Origin of the sequence: Arthrobacter sp. zg-Y895 (assembly GCF_020731025.1) — a bacterium.
Classification (GTDB): Bacteria; Actinomycetota; Actinomycetes; order Actinomycetales; family Micrococcaceae; genus Arthrobacter_B.
The window spans coordinates 98,721-112,685 of the sequence record NZ_JAJFZY010000012.1 but is presented as its reverse complement, the minus strand read 5'-3'; the positions used below and the strand labels follow the sequence as shown (position 1 = coordinate 112,685).

10 protein-coding genes are annotated in these 13,965 nt (G+C 67.9%); 5 read left to right on the top strand and 5 right to left on the bottom strand.

Annotation, left to right across the window (positions count from 1 at the left end; genetic code table 11):
• Positions 1–78 precede the first annotated feature (78 nt).
• Positions 79–1,167: a TetR family transcriptional regulator gene (locus tag LJ760_RS17530; protein WP_308036433.1), complete on the top strand. Its 1,089-nt coding sequence runs from the start codon at positions 79–81 to the stop codon at positions 1,165–1,167.
• A gap of 23 nt (positions 1,168–1,190) precedes the next feature.
• Here LJ760_RS17530 and LJ760_RS15880 read toward each other — a convergent pair whose 3' ends face one another.
• The 3 genes from LJ760_RS15880 to rsmA are packed head-to-tail and all read right to left on the bottom strand — an operon-like array spanning position 1,191 to position 4,953.
• A complete protein-coding gene (locus tag LJ760_RS15880) occupies positions 1,191–3,086 on the bottom strand; it encodes an ABC-F family ATP-binding cassette domain-containing protein (RefSeq protein WP_227924289.1) in 1,896 nt (631 codons plus the stop codon).
• 6 nt (positions 3,087–3,092) lie between these two features.
• On the bottom strand, positions 3,093–4,049 hold the full coding sequence (locus LJ760_RS15875) for a 4-(cytidine 5'-diphospho)-2-C-methyl-D-erythritol kinase (protein WP_227924288.1): 957 nt from the start codon (positions 4,047–4,049) through the stop codon (positions 3,093–3,095).
• A 19-nt stretch (positions 4,050–4,068) separates the two neighbouring features.
• Positions 4,069–4,953 (bottom strand): 16S rRNA (adenine(1518)-N(6)/adenine(1519)-N(6))-dimethyltransferase RsmA, encoded by an 885-nt coding sequence (rsmA, locus tag LJ760_RS15870; RefSeq protein WP_227924287.1) that lies wholly within the window; start codon positions 4,951–4,953, stop codon positions 4,069–4,071.
• 249 nt (positions 4,954–5,202) lie between these two features.
• Here rsmA and LJ760_RS15865 point away from each other — a divergent pair, with 249 nt between their 5' ends.
• Entirely contained in the window at positions 5,203–6,417 is a 1,215-nt protein-coding gene (locus LJ760_RS15865) for a helix-turn-helix transcriptional regulator (RefSeq protein ID WP_227924286.1), read from the top strand.
• 30 nt (positions 6,418–6,447) lie between these two features.
• Here the strand turns inward: LJ760_RS15865 and LJ760_RS17435 are convergent, their stop codons facing one another.
• Complete coding sequence (locus LJ760_RS17435) at positions 6,448–7,539, bottom strand: resuscitation-promoting factor (protein WP_269436619.1); 1,092 nt, start codon at positions 7,537–7,539, stop codon at positions 6,448–6,450.
• 428 nt (positions 7,540–7,967) lie between these two features.
• Entirely contained in the window at positions 7,968–8,903 is a 936-nt protein-coding gene (locus tag LJ760_RS15850) for a TatD family hydrolase (protein ID WP_227924285.1), read from the bottom strand.
• Between the two features lie 192 nt (positions 8,904–9,095).
• Here LJ760_RS15850 and LJ760_RS15845 point away from each other — a divergent pair, with 192 nt between their 5' ends.
• The 3 genes from LJ760_RS15845 (at position 9,096) to LJ760_RS15835 (ending at position 13,928) form a co-directional block, all read left to right on the top strand.
• Positions 9,096–10,160, top strand: a complete 1,065-nt coding sequence (locus LJ760_RS15845) for an AAA family ATPase (RefSeq protein ID WP_227924284.1) — start codon at positions 9,096–9,098, stop codon at positions 10,158–10,160.
• A gap of 82 nt (positions 10,161–10,242) precedes the next feature.
• The gene (locus LJ760_RS15840; protein ID WP_227924283.1) at positions 10,243–11,589 is read left to right on the top strand and encodes a DUF58 domain-containing protein; all 1,347 of its coding nucleotides are present in this window, start codon (positions 10,243–10,245) and stop codon (positions 11,587–11,589) included.
• Positions 11,586–13,928 (top strand): transglutaminase family protein, encoded by a 2,343-nt coding sequence (locus tag LJ760_RS15835; RefSeq protein ID WP_227924282.1) that lies wholly within the window; start codon positions 11,586–11,588, stop codon positions 13,926–13,928. Before LJ760_RS15840 ends, LJ760_RS15835 begins: the two co-directional genes overlap by 4 nt.
• The last annotated feature ends 37 nt before the right edge of the window (positions 13,929–13,965 follow it).

The window sequence follows — 13,965 nt, the reverse complement described above, 5'->3', positions numbered from 1 at the left end:
CCGATGCGTTCGCGAGTTGAGTCCCGCAGGCGCGGCGTTGCCGCCGAGCAGGCAGCGGTGCGTGGGTAGACTGGTCCGGTGGTAAAGACTTCCGCCGGCGGTACACGCCTGCGTATGACCGGCGTCCAGCGCCGCGCCCAGCTGATCGAGGTGGCACGCGGGCTGTTTGCCCTGCGCGGCCTCGACGGCGCGACCATCGAGGAAATTGCCGCCGCGGCGGGTGTTTCCAAACCGGTCGTCTACGAGCATTTCGGATCCAAGGAAGGCCTCTACACGGAGGTGGTGGACATTGAGTTCCGCCGCCTGCTGGAAGTGATGACCGAGTCACTCAGCGCCGACGCCGGCCCCCGGGTGCTGCTCGAACGGGCCGCCTACGCCTTGCTGGACTACATCGAGAACTACACCGACGGTTTCCGGATCCTTACCCGTGATGCGCCGCCGTCGCAGCCGGAGGGGACGTTTTCCACCCTGCTGTCCCGGATCACCCGCCATGTGGAGCACATCCTGTCCAAGGAGTTCGGCAGCCGCGGCCTGAGCGCCGAGGTGGGCGGGATGTATGCGCAGATGCTGGTGGGCATGGTGGCCATGACCGGCCAGTGGTGGCTGGACACCCGGACCCCGGATAAGGCCACCGTGGCCGCGCATCTGGTGAACCTTTCCTGGAACGGCCTCGCCGGCCTGCAGAAGGATCCCCGGCTTTCCCACATGCCCCACCTGCCCGCCGGCACCGCTGTGCCGGAGGCCGGCTACGGCGGGCAGGCCCCGACCGTCCTTCGGCTTTCCGCGGTCCTGGTCACCGACGACGCCGGCCGGATCCTCCTGGTGCGCAAGCGGGGCACCTCGCGCTTCATGCAGCCCGGCGGAAAGCTCGAGCCCGGGGAAAGCTTTGCGGAAGCAGCAGCCCGGGAGGTGGGCGAGGAACTCGGACTTTCCGTAGCAGCCGCCGATCTCGAGGATCTGGGCCGCTGGTACGGTCCGGCGGCGAATGAGGAAAACACCTTCATTGACGCCGGCCTGTATGCCTGGACCCTCCCCGCAGACGGTCCGCAGCCCGCCGCCGCGGCGGAGATCGAGGAACTGCTGTGGGCGGCACCCGCGGCCGCCGCGGAACGCACCGATCTCTCGCCGCTGCTGAGCACCTACATCCTGCCGCGGCTGCTGGGCTAGCTGCCGCCTCAGGGCAGCGGTTCCTACTCGAGGATCTCCGAAGCCTCGAGCCACTGGATTTCCAGCTCCTCCTGCTCGGCCGCCACGGCCTGCAGCTTGGCGTTGAGCTCGCCGATGAGTTCAAAGTCCGCGCCGCCGGCCTTCTGGGTCGCGTCGTTCATCTGCGCGTTGATCTTTTCGGCCTGTGCGGTGAGCTTGCTCAGCTGCCGTTCGATCCGGGTGAGGTCCTTCTTGGCCGCCCGCTTTTCAGCTTCGGACGCACCGGAGCCGGCCAGCGCCGTCGTCGTTCCGCCCTGGGCGCCGGCTGAAGCAGCCGCGGAAGAGCCGCCGGGACGCGTGGCGCCGGCCGCAGCGGCGCGGGCCGCCTGGGAGGAGCCGCGGGCAGCGGTGGACGCAGAGGAATTGGCGGCCAGGGCTTCGCCGCGCAGTTCCAGGTACTGGTCCACGCCGCCGGGCAGGCCGCGCAGCTTGCCGTCGCCGAGCAGCGCCATCTGGTGGTCGGTGACGCGTTCCAGCAGGTACCGGTCGTGGGAGACGACCACGAGCGTGCCGGGCCAGCCGTCCAGCACGTCCTCGACGGCAGCCAGCGTGTCGGTGTCCAGGTCATTGGTCGGCTCGTCGAGCATCAGCACATTCGGTTCACCCACCAGCAGGCGCAGCAGCTGCAGCCGGCGCCGTTCACCGCCGGAGAGCTCGCGGACCGGTGTCCACTGGCGCTGGGCGCTGAAGCCCAGCTGCTCGACCAGCTGGCCGGCGGACAGCTCGCGGCCGCCCACGTTGAAGACCCGCTTCTCGTTTTCAATGACCTCGATGACGCGCTGGTCCGCTACCTCATCCAGTTCCCGGACCTCCTGCGACAGGACGGCGGTCTGGACCGTCTTGCCGCGCTTCAGCCGGCCCGACGTAGGCTCGATGTCGCCGTTGAGCAGGCGCAGCAGGGTGGTCTTGCCGGCACCGTTGACACCCACCAGGCCCAGCCGCTCCCCCGGGGCCAGGCGCAGGGTGATGTTGCGGAACAGGTCGGTATCCCCGAGCGTCAGGGAGACGTTCTCCAGGTCCAGGACGTCCTTGCCCAGGCGGGCGGTGGCCATCTTGTTCAGGGACAGCGTGTCGCGGGGTTCGGGGACGTCCGCAATCAGGTTGTTCGCGGCCTCGATGCGGAACTTGGGCTTGGCGGTCCGGGCCGGGGCGCCGCGGCGCAGCCAGGCCAGTTCCTTCTTGACCAGCTGCTGGCGCTTGCCTTCCACCACGGAGGCCATCCGGTCACGCTCGGCGCGGGCCAGCACGTAGGCGGCGTACCCGCCGTCGAACGGATCCACCATCGCGTCGTGGACTTCCCAGGTCCGGGTGCAGATTTCGTCCAGGAACCAGCGGTCGTGGGTGACCACCAGCAGGCCGCCGTCGGAGGGCCGCCAGCGCTGCTTCAGGTGCCGGGCCAGCCAGGCCACGCCTTCGACGTCGAGGTGGTTGGTGGGCTCGTCCAGCATGATGACGTCATCGTCGCCGGTGAGCAGCTTGGCCAGCGCCACGCGGCGCTTCTGCCCGCCGGACAGGGAGGAGACCTGCGCGTTCCAGTCCACTTCCTGCACCAGGCCGCTCATCACGTCACGGATCCGTGCGTTGGACGCCCATTCGTAGTCCGCCGCGTCGCCGACGATGGCCTGGCCGACGGTCAGGTCCCCGTCCAGTACGTCCGTCTGGTCCAGGTAGCCCACGGTGACATCACGGCGGCGGGTCACGCGGCCGTCGTCGGGGGTCTGCCGTTCGGCCAGCAGGCTCATCAGGGTCGACTTGCCGTCGCCGTTGCGGCCGACCATGCCGATCCGGTCGCCTTCCTCGAGGCCGAGCGAAACGCCGTCCAGGATGGTGCGCGTGCCAAAGGAAATGCTGAGGTTTTCAGCACCAAGCAGGTGTGCCAATCGGTACTACTTTCTGTGCGTCTGAGGTGCGGTGGTGTCGGCAGCCGTGACGGCGCCGTCGGCCGGCCCGTAAACGGCCAGGGCCGAGTGGCCTTCGGTGCGCAGTGCGGCGGCCAGGGCGGTCGCAGCTGCTTCATCCGCGGCCAGGAAAGCCAGGGTGGGGCCGGAACCGGAAACCATGCCGGCGAGGGCGCCGAGCCGGGTCCCCGCTTCAAGAACGGTCCCAAGTTCGGGTGCAAGCTCCAATGCCGCCGGCTGCAGGTCATTCTCTAGAACGCCTGCCAGCGCGGCAGTGTTCCCGGCGGCGAGGGCGGCGAGGATCGCCGGGTCAGCTTCGGTGGGCTCGGCGACGTCGGTTCCCGTGCGGAGGCGGTCGACGGCGGCGTAGACCTGCGGGGTGGAAAGCCCGTAAGGTGCCGGGACGAGGACCCAGTGCAGCCGGTGCGGTGCCGGTACCGGGGTGAGCCGGTCCCCCACGCCGAGCCCGGCAGCAGCACCGCCGAGCAGGGCAAACGGTACATCGGCCCCGAGTCCGGCAGCCAGGCCGGCCAAGTCAGCCGGAGACAGGCCCGCGTTCCACAGCTCATTGCAGGCGACCAATGCGGCGGCGGCGTCCGCAGAGCCGCCTCCCATTCCGCCTGCCACCGGCACCCGCTTGGTGATGTGCAGGTGGACGCCGGGATGCTCCCTTCCGATCCGGGAAGCCACGGCCCGGGCGGCACGGGCGGCCAGGTTGTCCCCGTCCAGGGGTATGCCCCCCTGCGGAAGGCGGCCGTCGGGATCGCTGAGCGTCAACCGGATCCCGTCGGTTTCCAGCGCCGTGGCCGTGACCTCCTCGAAGAGGGACACCGCAAGGTAGACGCTGGCCACGCTGTGGTAACCGTCCGGACGCAGCGGTCCCACCTTCAGGGACACATTGATCTTGCCGGGGGTCCGGACAGTGACGGAGCGCGGTGCGGCCATCTCTTCGGTTTCCTTTCGCTCAGGCAATGAGCGGCTTCCGTGCCTCGGCGATCCGGGCAAATGCCGTGATGTCCAGGACCTCGCCGCGGGCGCTGGGATCCACTCCCGCAGCACGCAGGGCCTTTTCGGCTTCGGCAGGACTGCCGGCCCATCCGGCCAGGGCGGCGCGCAGGGTCTTGCGGCGCTGCGCAAAGGCAGCGTCGATAACCGCGAAGACCTCTTGCCGGGTGGCACGCGTCTGCGGCGGTTCGTGCCGGACAAACCCGACCAGCCCGGAGGCGATCTTGGGTGCCGGCCAGAACACGTTCATGCCGATGACGCCGGCCTTGCGCATCTGGGCATACCAGGCGGCTTTCACCGAGGGCACCCCGTAGGTCTTGGAGCCGGGCTTGGCTGCCATCCGGTCCGCCACTTCGTCCTGGACCATGACCAGGCCGTGCTGCAGGGACGGGAAATGCTCCAGCAGGTGCAGCACCACCGGGACGGCCACGTTATAGGGCAGGTTCGCTACCAGCGCGGTCGGTTCCTTGGGCAGCTCGGTGATCCGCATGCCGTCGCCAAGCACAACGTGCAGCCGGCCGGCCGCTTCCGGCCGCCGCTGCGCCACCGTGGACGGAAGCTTTCCGGCCAGGACGGGATCGATCTCCACAGCCACCACCGACTCCGCTGCGTCGAGGAGCCCGAGGGTCAGTGACCCGAGGCCGGGGCCGACCTCCAACACGGTTTCCCCTGGAGCGATGTCCGCCGCAGCCACAATCCGGCGGATGGTGTTTCCGTCAATAACGAAGTTCTGGCCGAGGGTCTTAGTGGGGCGGACTCCGAGTTCCTCTGCCAGCGCCCGGATATCCGAGGCACCGAGGAGTGCGGGAACTGGTGTTCGGGGGGCAGGTTCGGATTCTCTCACCCAGTAATACTAGCCGAGCGGGCGTGTCCGCCGACGCCGCGGGTACCCCGGTGCGGCCCTCCGGTCCACTCCCCTCACCGTCTTCCCGCGGCCTGAGTGGTGCGCCTCGAAGGTGCGGGAATCGAGTTCGCCGTTTTGCCTTCCATAAGCGGGGACTGCTCTGCCGACGGCCGGTTTCCACCTGTAGCATCGAGCGCATTGCCGGCACCGGTTACAGAGTGCCGCACCCGGGGATCGGCGGTATCGACGATGGGCAAATCATTCGGTGAAAAGCTGCGTTCGGCGCGGCAGGAGCGAAACCTGACGCAGGCCCAGCTAGGAAACGGGGCTTTTCGGCCCCGTGAGATCTCGCTTCTGGAAGTCGGCCGGAGGGAACCCGTTCCGGGTGCGGTCAGCCTGCTCTCCGACCGCCTGGCCTCGGGCGCGATCCCGGGCCGGCCAGGGCAACAGACGGCCCTGTTCCTGGAGCTTTCCGCCCGGCAGGCGCTGGATGAGCGCGACTACGGAGCGGCATGCTCACTGGCAGATGCCGCAGCGGATGCGGCACTCGCGCAGGGGCATCCGCGGTCCTGGTGGGATATGACCTATCTGGCAGCCCGCTGTCTTTGCACCACGCACGCCTACCGGGACTGCATCGGGAAGGCGTCCCTGCTGGCCAGCCATCCCCTGGCTGCGGAGTACCCCGGCCTCCGGGCACAGGCGGAAACACTGCTCGCCACCGCCTTCCAGGGCGCCGGCGAACTGGGCTCGGCTGTGGCCCATGCCCGCAGCGCCGTGGCGCGGGTGCAGGAATCCAGGCTCGGTGCGGCTGCCTTCCTTGACGCGTGCGGAGCGCTGGTCACCGCACTGGCCGAAGCGGGCGGACTGGACGAGGCATGGACCTACTGCCGCACCCTGGTGCTGCCGCTGCTGGAGACGGGGGTTGGCAGGCAGATCGAGGGTAAGGCCCGCTGGGCAGTGGGCACTGTGGCCTTTCGCCGCGGGGACATCTCCACCGGGCTGATGCACCACCGTACTGCTGCGGACCTCCTGGAGCCGGGCGTCGACGTCGAGCTGTGGGCCCGCTTCAATAACGCCACCGCTGCCATGCGGCTCGGGGCGGGCATCCACGATAACGAGACGCTGACCTGCATAGAGCATGCCGAGGCGGCCATGTCGGTGGTCGGACTGGACGGTCCCGAGCGGCTGGAAGCGGACCACAGCCGGGGAATCTGGCTGGACCTCAACGGCGAGCATGCGCGGGCTGTCTGGATGCTCTCGGACGTGTATGCCCACCGGGGTGAGCTCTCGCCCCAGGACTCGGGCGAGCTGGCCCTCCACCTCGGCCTGGCCTTGGCGCGAACCGGCAGGCTCGACGCCGGTTCCGCCTATCTGGCGGATAGCGAACAGCGCTTCCGCTCGGCCGGAGCCAAGGACCGCGCAGCTCACGCGGCGGCCCTGGCCCACGAGATGGCGGCCGGGTGAGGCAGGGCAAGCCGGCGTTGAGCAGTTGGGTTAGAGCAAGCCGAGCTTCGAGGCGCAGGAGGGCCAGTGGCCCCATCCGCCGTTGGCCCGCAGCTTCTCGGCTACCGCGATCTGCTGCTCCGGGGTGGCGTCACTGGCAACAGGAGCGTAGGCACCGCCGCCGGCACCCAGCCAGCTGCCGGAGCTGAACTGCAGGCCGCCGTAATAGCCGTTGCCGGTGTTGATATGCCAGTTGCCACCGGATTCACACTGCGCCAGGGCGGCCCAGGTTCCGGAGGCTGGTGCCTCACCGCCGCCGGCACCCGGAGCGGCGGCAGGCTTGGGTTCAGGGCGCTTCTTGGTGCCCTTGGCGACGGCCTCGGCTACCGGTTCCCTGGTCATGCTTTCCTTCACGAGGGTACGGCTGACTTCCTTGCCGTCTACGCGGGTGACCGAGAAGACACGGGAACGTTCCCCGTCCACTCCGGCAGTGGTGACCTTCTTTTCGCCTTCCAGCAGGTCCGCGTTGGGAACCTCGGAGCTGGTAAACGGAACCGGTTCCGTGACGGTTTCCTCAACGCCGGCGGAAACACGCGTGACCTTCAGGCCCATGCCGTCCACCAGGCCGGCGCTCCGCGGAGCCGAAACCTGGTCCGCGGTGCCGAGCTGCACCCCTGATTCCTTCAGCAGGTCCCGCACGGTTCCCGCTGTGGTGCTGTGTTCGTGGGTTTTCCCGTCCACGGTGACAAACACCGTCTTGGGAGTGGAGATCGAGATCCTGCCGTCCAGCCCGTCCAGCGAGGTATCCATCGGGGCGGAGACTGCGGAGTTGGTGGCCACCCGCAGCTCCGAAACCAGGTCCTCGACGGTTTCGCCGGTGGTGTGGACCGTGGTCCCCTTGCCGTCCACCACGACATCCACTGCGAGGGCCCGCTGGACTTCGATGGTGGCGCCGTCTTCCAAGGCTGCCGTTGGCTCCGGTGTCACCCGATCAACGGAGGTTACAGTCACATCGGCCTGTTTGAGTACATCCGCAACGGTACCGTCGAAGGTCTGCACCTCCTGGCTCTTACCGTCGATGGTCAACACCACCGACTTGCTGGCGCCGACAAAGGCGACCATGCCAAGCAGGAGGCACACCATAACGGTTGCCTGGCCAACGAGCTTTATCCCACGCCTTGCAAGTGTTCTTGCCACGAGATTCCAAACGGTCAAAGAATCCGGGCACGGGGACTTTAAGCGCCGTGCGCATTCCGTTGCACCTGCCGGAGGGCAGGGAAACGAAACGCGGCCAGGCACAGGCTTGGCGAACAAAACCAGAGCCGCAGCAGCGAACTGAAGCGGACATGGTTTCACAGGTCCGTGCCGCCGCTCGGCGCCATGGGCCCGCAAATTGTTGCAGTTTGCAGTGTTTATGCAGTGTTTATGCAGTGATAGTCCGGATGCCTTCCCCGACCCCGGCTAATTGCTCCCTACCGTAACCGAACCGTGATGTGAGGGCAAACAGGGGTCCCCGGGTAGTTTGGCGGCCCGCGGCGCGGCACGATCCTCGGCGGGTGCTTCCTGGTGTCCTACTGCTCGGCCCAGGAGCCGTAGGCCCGGACAGTGTTCGCGGCCAATCCTGCTCCCAGCTCGGAAAGGTCGACACCCATGCGGTCTGCCATGGACCGCACCGTATACGGGACCATGTAGCTGGCGTTGGGACGCCCGCGGTGCGGGTGGGGCGTCAGGAACGGAGCATCCGTTTCGACCAGCAGCAGGTTCCGGTCCGCGATCGAGAGGGCCTCGTGGAGATCGTGCGAATTCTTGAAGGTCACAGTGCCGGAGAACGACATGTACCAACCGTTTTCGTTGCAGATACGGGCCAGCTCGCGGTCCCCCGAGAAACAATGGAAAACCACCGTGTCGGGGGCTTCCTCCTCCTTCAGGAGGCGGACGACGTCGTTATGGGCATCGCGGTCATGGATCTGTAGTGCCAGGCCGAGGCGCTTGGCGATGTCGATGTGCCGACGGAACGAATAGTGCTGCCGTTCCCGGCCGTCTTCCCCGGTCCGGAAGTAATCGAGCCCGGTTTCGCCGATTGCCCGGATGCGCGGATGGGCTGCGAGCGCCTCGATCTCGGCGAGTGCCGGCTCCAGCGTCCCTTCCGCTGCCAGCACGGGGGCGTCGTTCGGGTGGATGGCCACTGCACCAAGCAGGCGCGGATCGGCGTCGACAGCGGACGCCGTGAAGCGGGAAGACTCGAGATCGGTGCCCACCTGGACGGCACCTTGGACGCCGGCCGCCTCCGCCGCGTCAAGGGCAGCGGCGAGGGCAACCGTAAAATCACCGGCAATCTCACCGGCGGGAAAGTCGAAATGCGTGTGGTTATCCATTACGGGCACGGGCAGCGGCTCAGGCGCCGGCGGATAGCCTTTGCCCTTGTGCCGGACGGTTCCGGCGTCTTCGGCGGACGGGAGGTAAGCCGTCGGTGTGCTGCCGGGGACAAATCCACTTCGATTAATCATGTTCTTAAGCCTAGGTGAGCTAGTAGCCTGATCAGACAAACTGCTGTTGGAGCTCCCGCAGGTCGAATCGAATCAGGCCGAATCAGGTCGAATCAGGTCGAATACGGCTAGCGGGGCCTACTCGCACCTGCCGTGTCACCGCAGGTGCGGTCTGGTTGCTGCAGCTGCAACCGCCGAGTATGGAAGGTGTCCATGGACGCTCCGATCCCGTCTGCCGCCGCAGCGTCCCTTAACGGCTTTCCTTCCCGGCCATCGGCCACCACGCTCCATTCCCCTCCCGCCACGGTCGACGCCGAATCCTTCTCCGAAGCGGCAGAGGGGATCCTGGCCGCCGTGAATACGGTGATTGACGGCAAGGAGGACGCGGCCCGGCTGGTGCTGACGGTCCTGCTTGCCGAGGGGCATGTGCTGCTCGAAGACGTTCCCGGGGTCGGCAAGACGATGCTCGCAAAGACGCTTGCCCGGACCATTGACTGCACAGTCAGCCGTATCCAGTTCACCCCGGATCTGCTTCCGTCTGATGTCACCGGTGTGTCCATCTATAACCAGGACAGCCACCGGTTCGAATTCCGTCAGGGCCCGGTGTTCGCCAACGTGGTCATCGCCGATGAAATCAACCGGGCTTCCGCAAAGACCCAGTCCGCTCTGCTGGAATGCATGGAGGAGCACCAGGTGACCGTCGACGGCGGCACCCACCGGCTCTCGGCCCCCTTCATCGTGGTTGCCACGCAGAATCCCATCGAGATGGAGGGGACCTATCCCCTGCCCGAGGCGCAGCGGGACAGGTTCATGGCCCGGCTTTCCCTGGGCTACCCGGACGCGCGTTCCGAAGTGGAAATGCTTGGGAACCATCAATCCGGCTCGCCCCTGGACAGCATCACCCCCGTGGTGGGAATACGCGAGGCCTCGGCCATGATCGCCAGGGTCCGCGACATCTACGTTTCCGACGCCGTCAAGGAGTACACGGTTTCCCTGGGCCGGGCCACCCGTGAACACCCGGATCTCCGGCTGGGTGCCAGCCCCCGGGCCCTCCTGCAGCTGCTCCGTGCGGCCAAGGCCTATGCAGCGCTTGAAGGCCGGGATTTCGTGCTGCCTGACGACGTGACGAGGCTGGCGGATCCCGTCCTCGCCCACCGGCTCCTGTTGCAGCGCAAGGCCGCCGGAGCGGGGATCAGCGCCACGAGCATTATTGCGTCCATGATTGCGGCTGTGCCGGTTCCGCGGTCCGCCGGTACACCGCAGCGGCTGCACCGCTAGCCTCCGCTGACGGTTTCGCCCGAGCCTGTTTCCCGCCGCACCGAGTCCGCACTGAGTCCGCACCGCCGAGCGAAAGGCTCCCATGGACACCTCATCCGTTACGAGGTTTTTCACCCCGCGCGGCTGGGGCCTGGCGTGTGCCGGGGCGGTGGCGCTCCTTGGTGCGATCAGCCTGGGCCGCCGGGACCTGCTGGCACTCGCTGTCCTGCTCATCGCGCTGCCGGTCCTGGCCGCAGCACTGCTTCGCCTGTTCAAACCCGGCTTTGAGGTCGAGCGGACGTTCTCTCCCCCGCTGGTGGAAACGGGCACGGCGGCCACGGTATCGCTGCGGGTGCTCAGCCGCGGAACGCCTGCGTCCGGAGCACTCATACGCGAGGGACTGCCGTTCCGTTTCGGACCCAGCCCGGTGTTCCGGTTTCCGTCCGGTTACGCGGCGGAGAACGGCTCCAGTACCTATGAGTACCGCCTGCGGTCGAGCCGTCGCGGCCTCTACGGCATCGGCCCCGTAACCGCGGACTTCGTCGATCCCCTGGGCCTGGCACGGACAATGCACACGCTGGGCGGAACCGACCGGTTGGCAGTGGCGCCGGCCCCGCTTGAGCTTCCGCCGTCGTCGCTGTTCGGTGCCATGGGCACCGACGGCAGTGCGCCGAGCAGGCGCCGCGGAACACCCAGCGAAGATGATGCTTCCACCCGCGAGTACCGCCATGGAGATCCCATGCGCCGGGTGCACTGGCCGGCGACGGCCAGGCACGGGGAGTTGATGGTCCGGCAGGAGGAACCGGTGACCGCTCCGACCGCTTCCATCGTGCTGGACCAGCGCCTGGCCTCCTACGATGACGGATCGCCGCTGAATCCCGAGAACGGCGAGCTGCTGACCTCGGAAACATTCGAATGGGCGGTTTCGGCTGTGGTTTCCTGCGCCGTTTTCTTCTCCGAGTCCGGCTACGGCGTGCGCTTCACCGACGAGCTCTCCCGGCCCGGGCTGGCCCGTTCCCCGTCTGCCGTAGACGGCGGCGAGACCGACTTCCGCGGGTTTGACGGGGTACAAAACCTCGCCGAAGGGTTGGCCGCCCTGGGCCTGGAATCTCCGCCGCCCGCGCCGGCGGCCCATCCCCGGGGCACCGATGCCGCTGCCCCCTTTGCCGCGCTGGACGTTTCCGGCCAAGCGCCCGGCCCCCTGCTCGTTGTCGCCGGCCGGATCGACACTGCACAGGCGCATACGCTGGCTCCGGCTGCCCGGTATGCCCGCCAACCGCTGGTGCTGCTGGTTACGGATCGGCCGGCCGCCCTGCGTCCTGTCCTGCAAATCCTGCGGGAGGCCGGATGGATTGCCGCGGCAGTAACACCGGCAACTCCGGTACCCACGGCCTGGTCCCTCCTTGACCGCGACCCGCAGGGCGTCCACGCCGCCGGGGGGCGGGTATGAGTGCCCTGCTAAGCCGCCCGGAGGCCGCACCGGCGTCCGGCCACCTGCAGGACGCTGACCCGGCACCCCCGGGCGACCGCCGACCGGCCAACCTTGCGGTAGCCGGGGCAGGAGCGCTGGCGGTCCTGCTTTGTTCGCTCAGCGTGCACGGGGTCATCGAAGGCTGGTCCTGGCTGCCGCCGCTTTTCTTCGCCGTCCTCGTCCCGCTGGCGGCCACCGCAGGTGCACGGCGGCTGAAGGTGCCGCAGCCTCTGGTTCCCGTGGCAGGAATGGCTGTCCTGGCGTGCACCCTGACGTGGCTGTTCGCTTCATCGGCGTCGTTCCTGGGCTTCCTGCCCGGGCCGGGCACCCTTGCCCGGGCGGATGCACTGTTGGCCGAGGCGCGGACGGTTGTCCTCACCGAAGTCACCCCCGTGCAGCCATTGCCCGGCATCCTGTTCCTGTGCTGTGCCGGCATCGGGCTGGTAGCCGTCCTGACGGATACTCTGGCAGCCACACTGCGGATGCCGGCAACGGCCGGGCTGGGCCTCTTTGCAGTGCTGCTGATCCCCGCAGTGCTGAAACCCGCGAGCCTGGGAGCAGGATATTTCTTCCTCGCAGCGGTCGGATACCTGCTGTTGCTCACGGTTAGTGCCCTCAGGGAACAGCACCGACCCGGCATCCCGCGGACCTGGCTGGCACGCGGAACGGCAGTTTCGGCATCTGCCCTGGCATTGGCGCTCCTGCTGCCTCCGGTGTTGCCGGGATTCAACGGCGGCGCCTTCCCGGAAGGCACCAGATTCAATTTCTTTTCCGGCAGCACCGGGCTGAACCCCATAGTCACGTTGGGCAATGACCTGCGCCAACCCCAGTCCGCAGGCCGGATCACCTACGCAACCTCGTCGGTCGAACCCGTGTATCTCCGCTCCACTACCTTGGAGGATTTTTCCGGAAGCCGCTGGGCTCCCGATGTGCGCGAGGACGAACGCCGGGAGGGCGTGGCAACCATGTCGGGCGGCGCCTACGTAACGCCGAGGGGAAGCCAGGCCGAGGCGGTGGTAACGCGGATCAGCTCCAACACGTATGCGAGTCCTTGGCTGTTGGCCCCCTACTATCCGCTGGGCGTTACCGGTGCCGAGGGAAGCTGGTCCTGGGATCCCAAGACCATGACCGTGCTGGACGACGATTCCGACGGCGCAGCACGGCAGGATTACCAGGTGCTGAGTATCGCGGCCGAGTTCACGCCGGAGCAGCTGGCGGCGATTCCGGAGGCTGACGCCACAAGCCTGGACCCCGTTTTCACGGACCTGCCCGCAGACCTGCCCGGAAACATCCGCGAGGCAGCCGCGGAGGCAGTCGGGGACGCCGCCACTCCGTATGCCAAGGCCATGGCCATCCAGAGTTATCTGCGCGGGCCGCAGTTCACCTATTCACTGGAGGCACCGGTGGAGGGCGGCTACGACGGGAACGGGATTTCGGTCTTGTCCGAATTCCTCGAGCGGAAGGGCGGCTACTGCGTGCATTTCGCCGCAGCCATGGCCGTGATGGCCCGGCAGGAGGGCATCCCCAGCCGGATGGCCCTGGGATACGCCCCCGGCCAGGCCACCGGCGAGACCCCGGACGGGACCGGCCCCAACGGAGAACCGCTGCGCGAGTTCGAAGTCGATTCCACGGACGCCCATGCGTGGCCCGAACTGTATTTCGAAGGAGCCGGCTGGGTCCGCTTCGAGCCCACCCCTTCCCGCGGATCGGTGCCGGACTACGCCCAGCAGCAGCGGACGCCGGGCAGTGCCACTATTCACGACGACGACGATCCCCGGGTCCCTGACGCGCTTGCGACGGCGCCGGCCGTCCCGCAGGCGGAAGCTCCGCTGGCACCCGAAACCGTGCTCGAAGCCGGCGACACGGGCACGACGGCGTGGCTGGGCGCTGTCCTCGGAACACTGGCGGCAGTGGCTGCACTGCTGATGCCCTGGGCGATGCGGCGACGCCGTGCGGCCCGACGGCGGAAGGCCGCCGCGGATGGCTCCCGTTCTGGACCGGCCTGGGACGAAATAGCGGATCTGGGCATCGATTACGGGTATCCCGGCCGGACCTCCGACACTCCCCGGACGTACGCCCGCCGGTTGGCAGGCGAGGCCGGCTTCTCCCCGCAGGCGGAGGAAGCCCTGACCCGCATCCGTCTCGCATTCGAGGAAGAGGCCTACGCCGGGGCGGGCCGCGGCGGACGGGGAGCCGCCCCGACATGGGCGGACCTCGAAACAGTGCAGGACGAGCTGCGGAGCGGCACCAGCCTGTTCGGGCAGCTGCACGCGCGGTTCCTCCCGCCGTCGCTGGCCATGCGGTTTCGGCACGACTGAGCACCCTGGCACGACTGCACCCACCTGCACCGAAAAG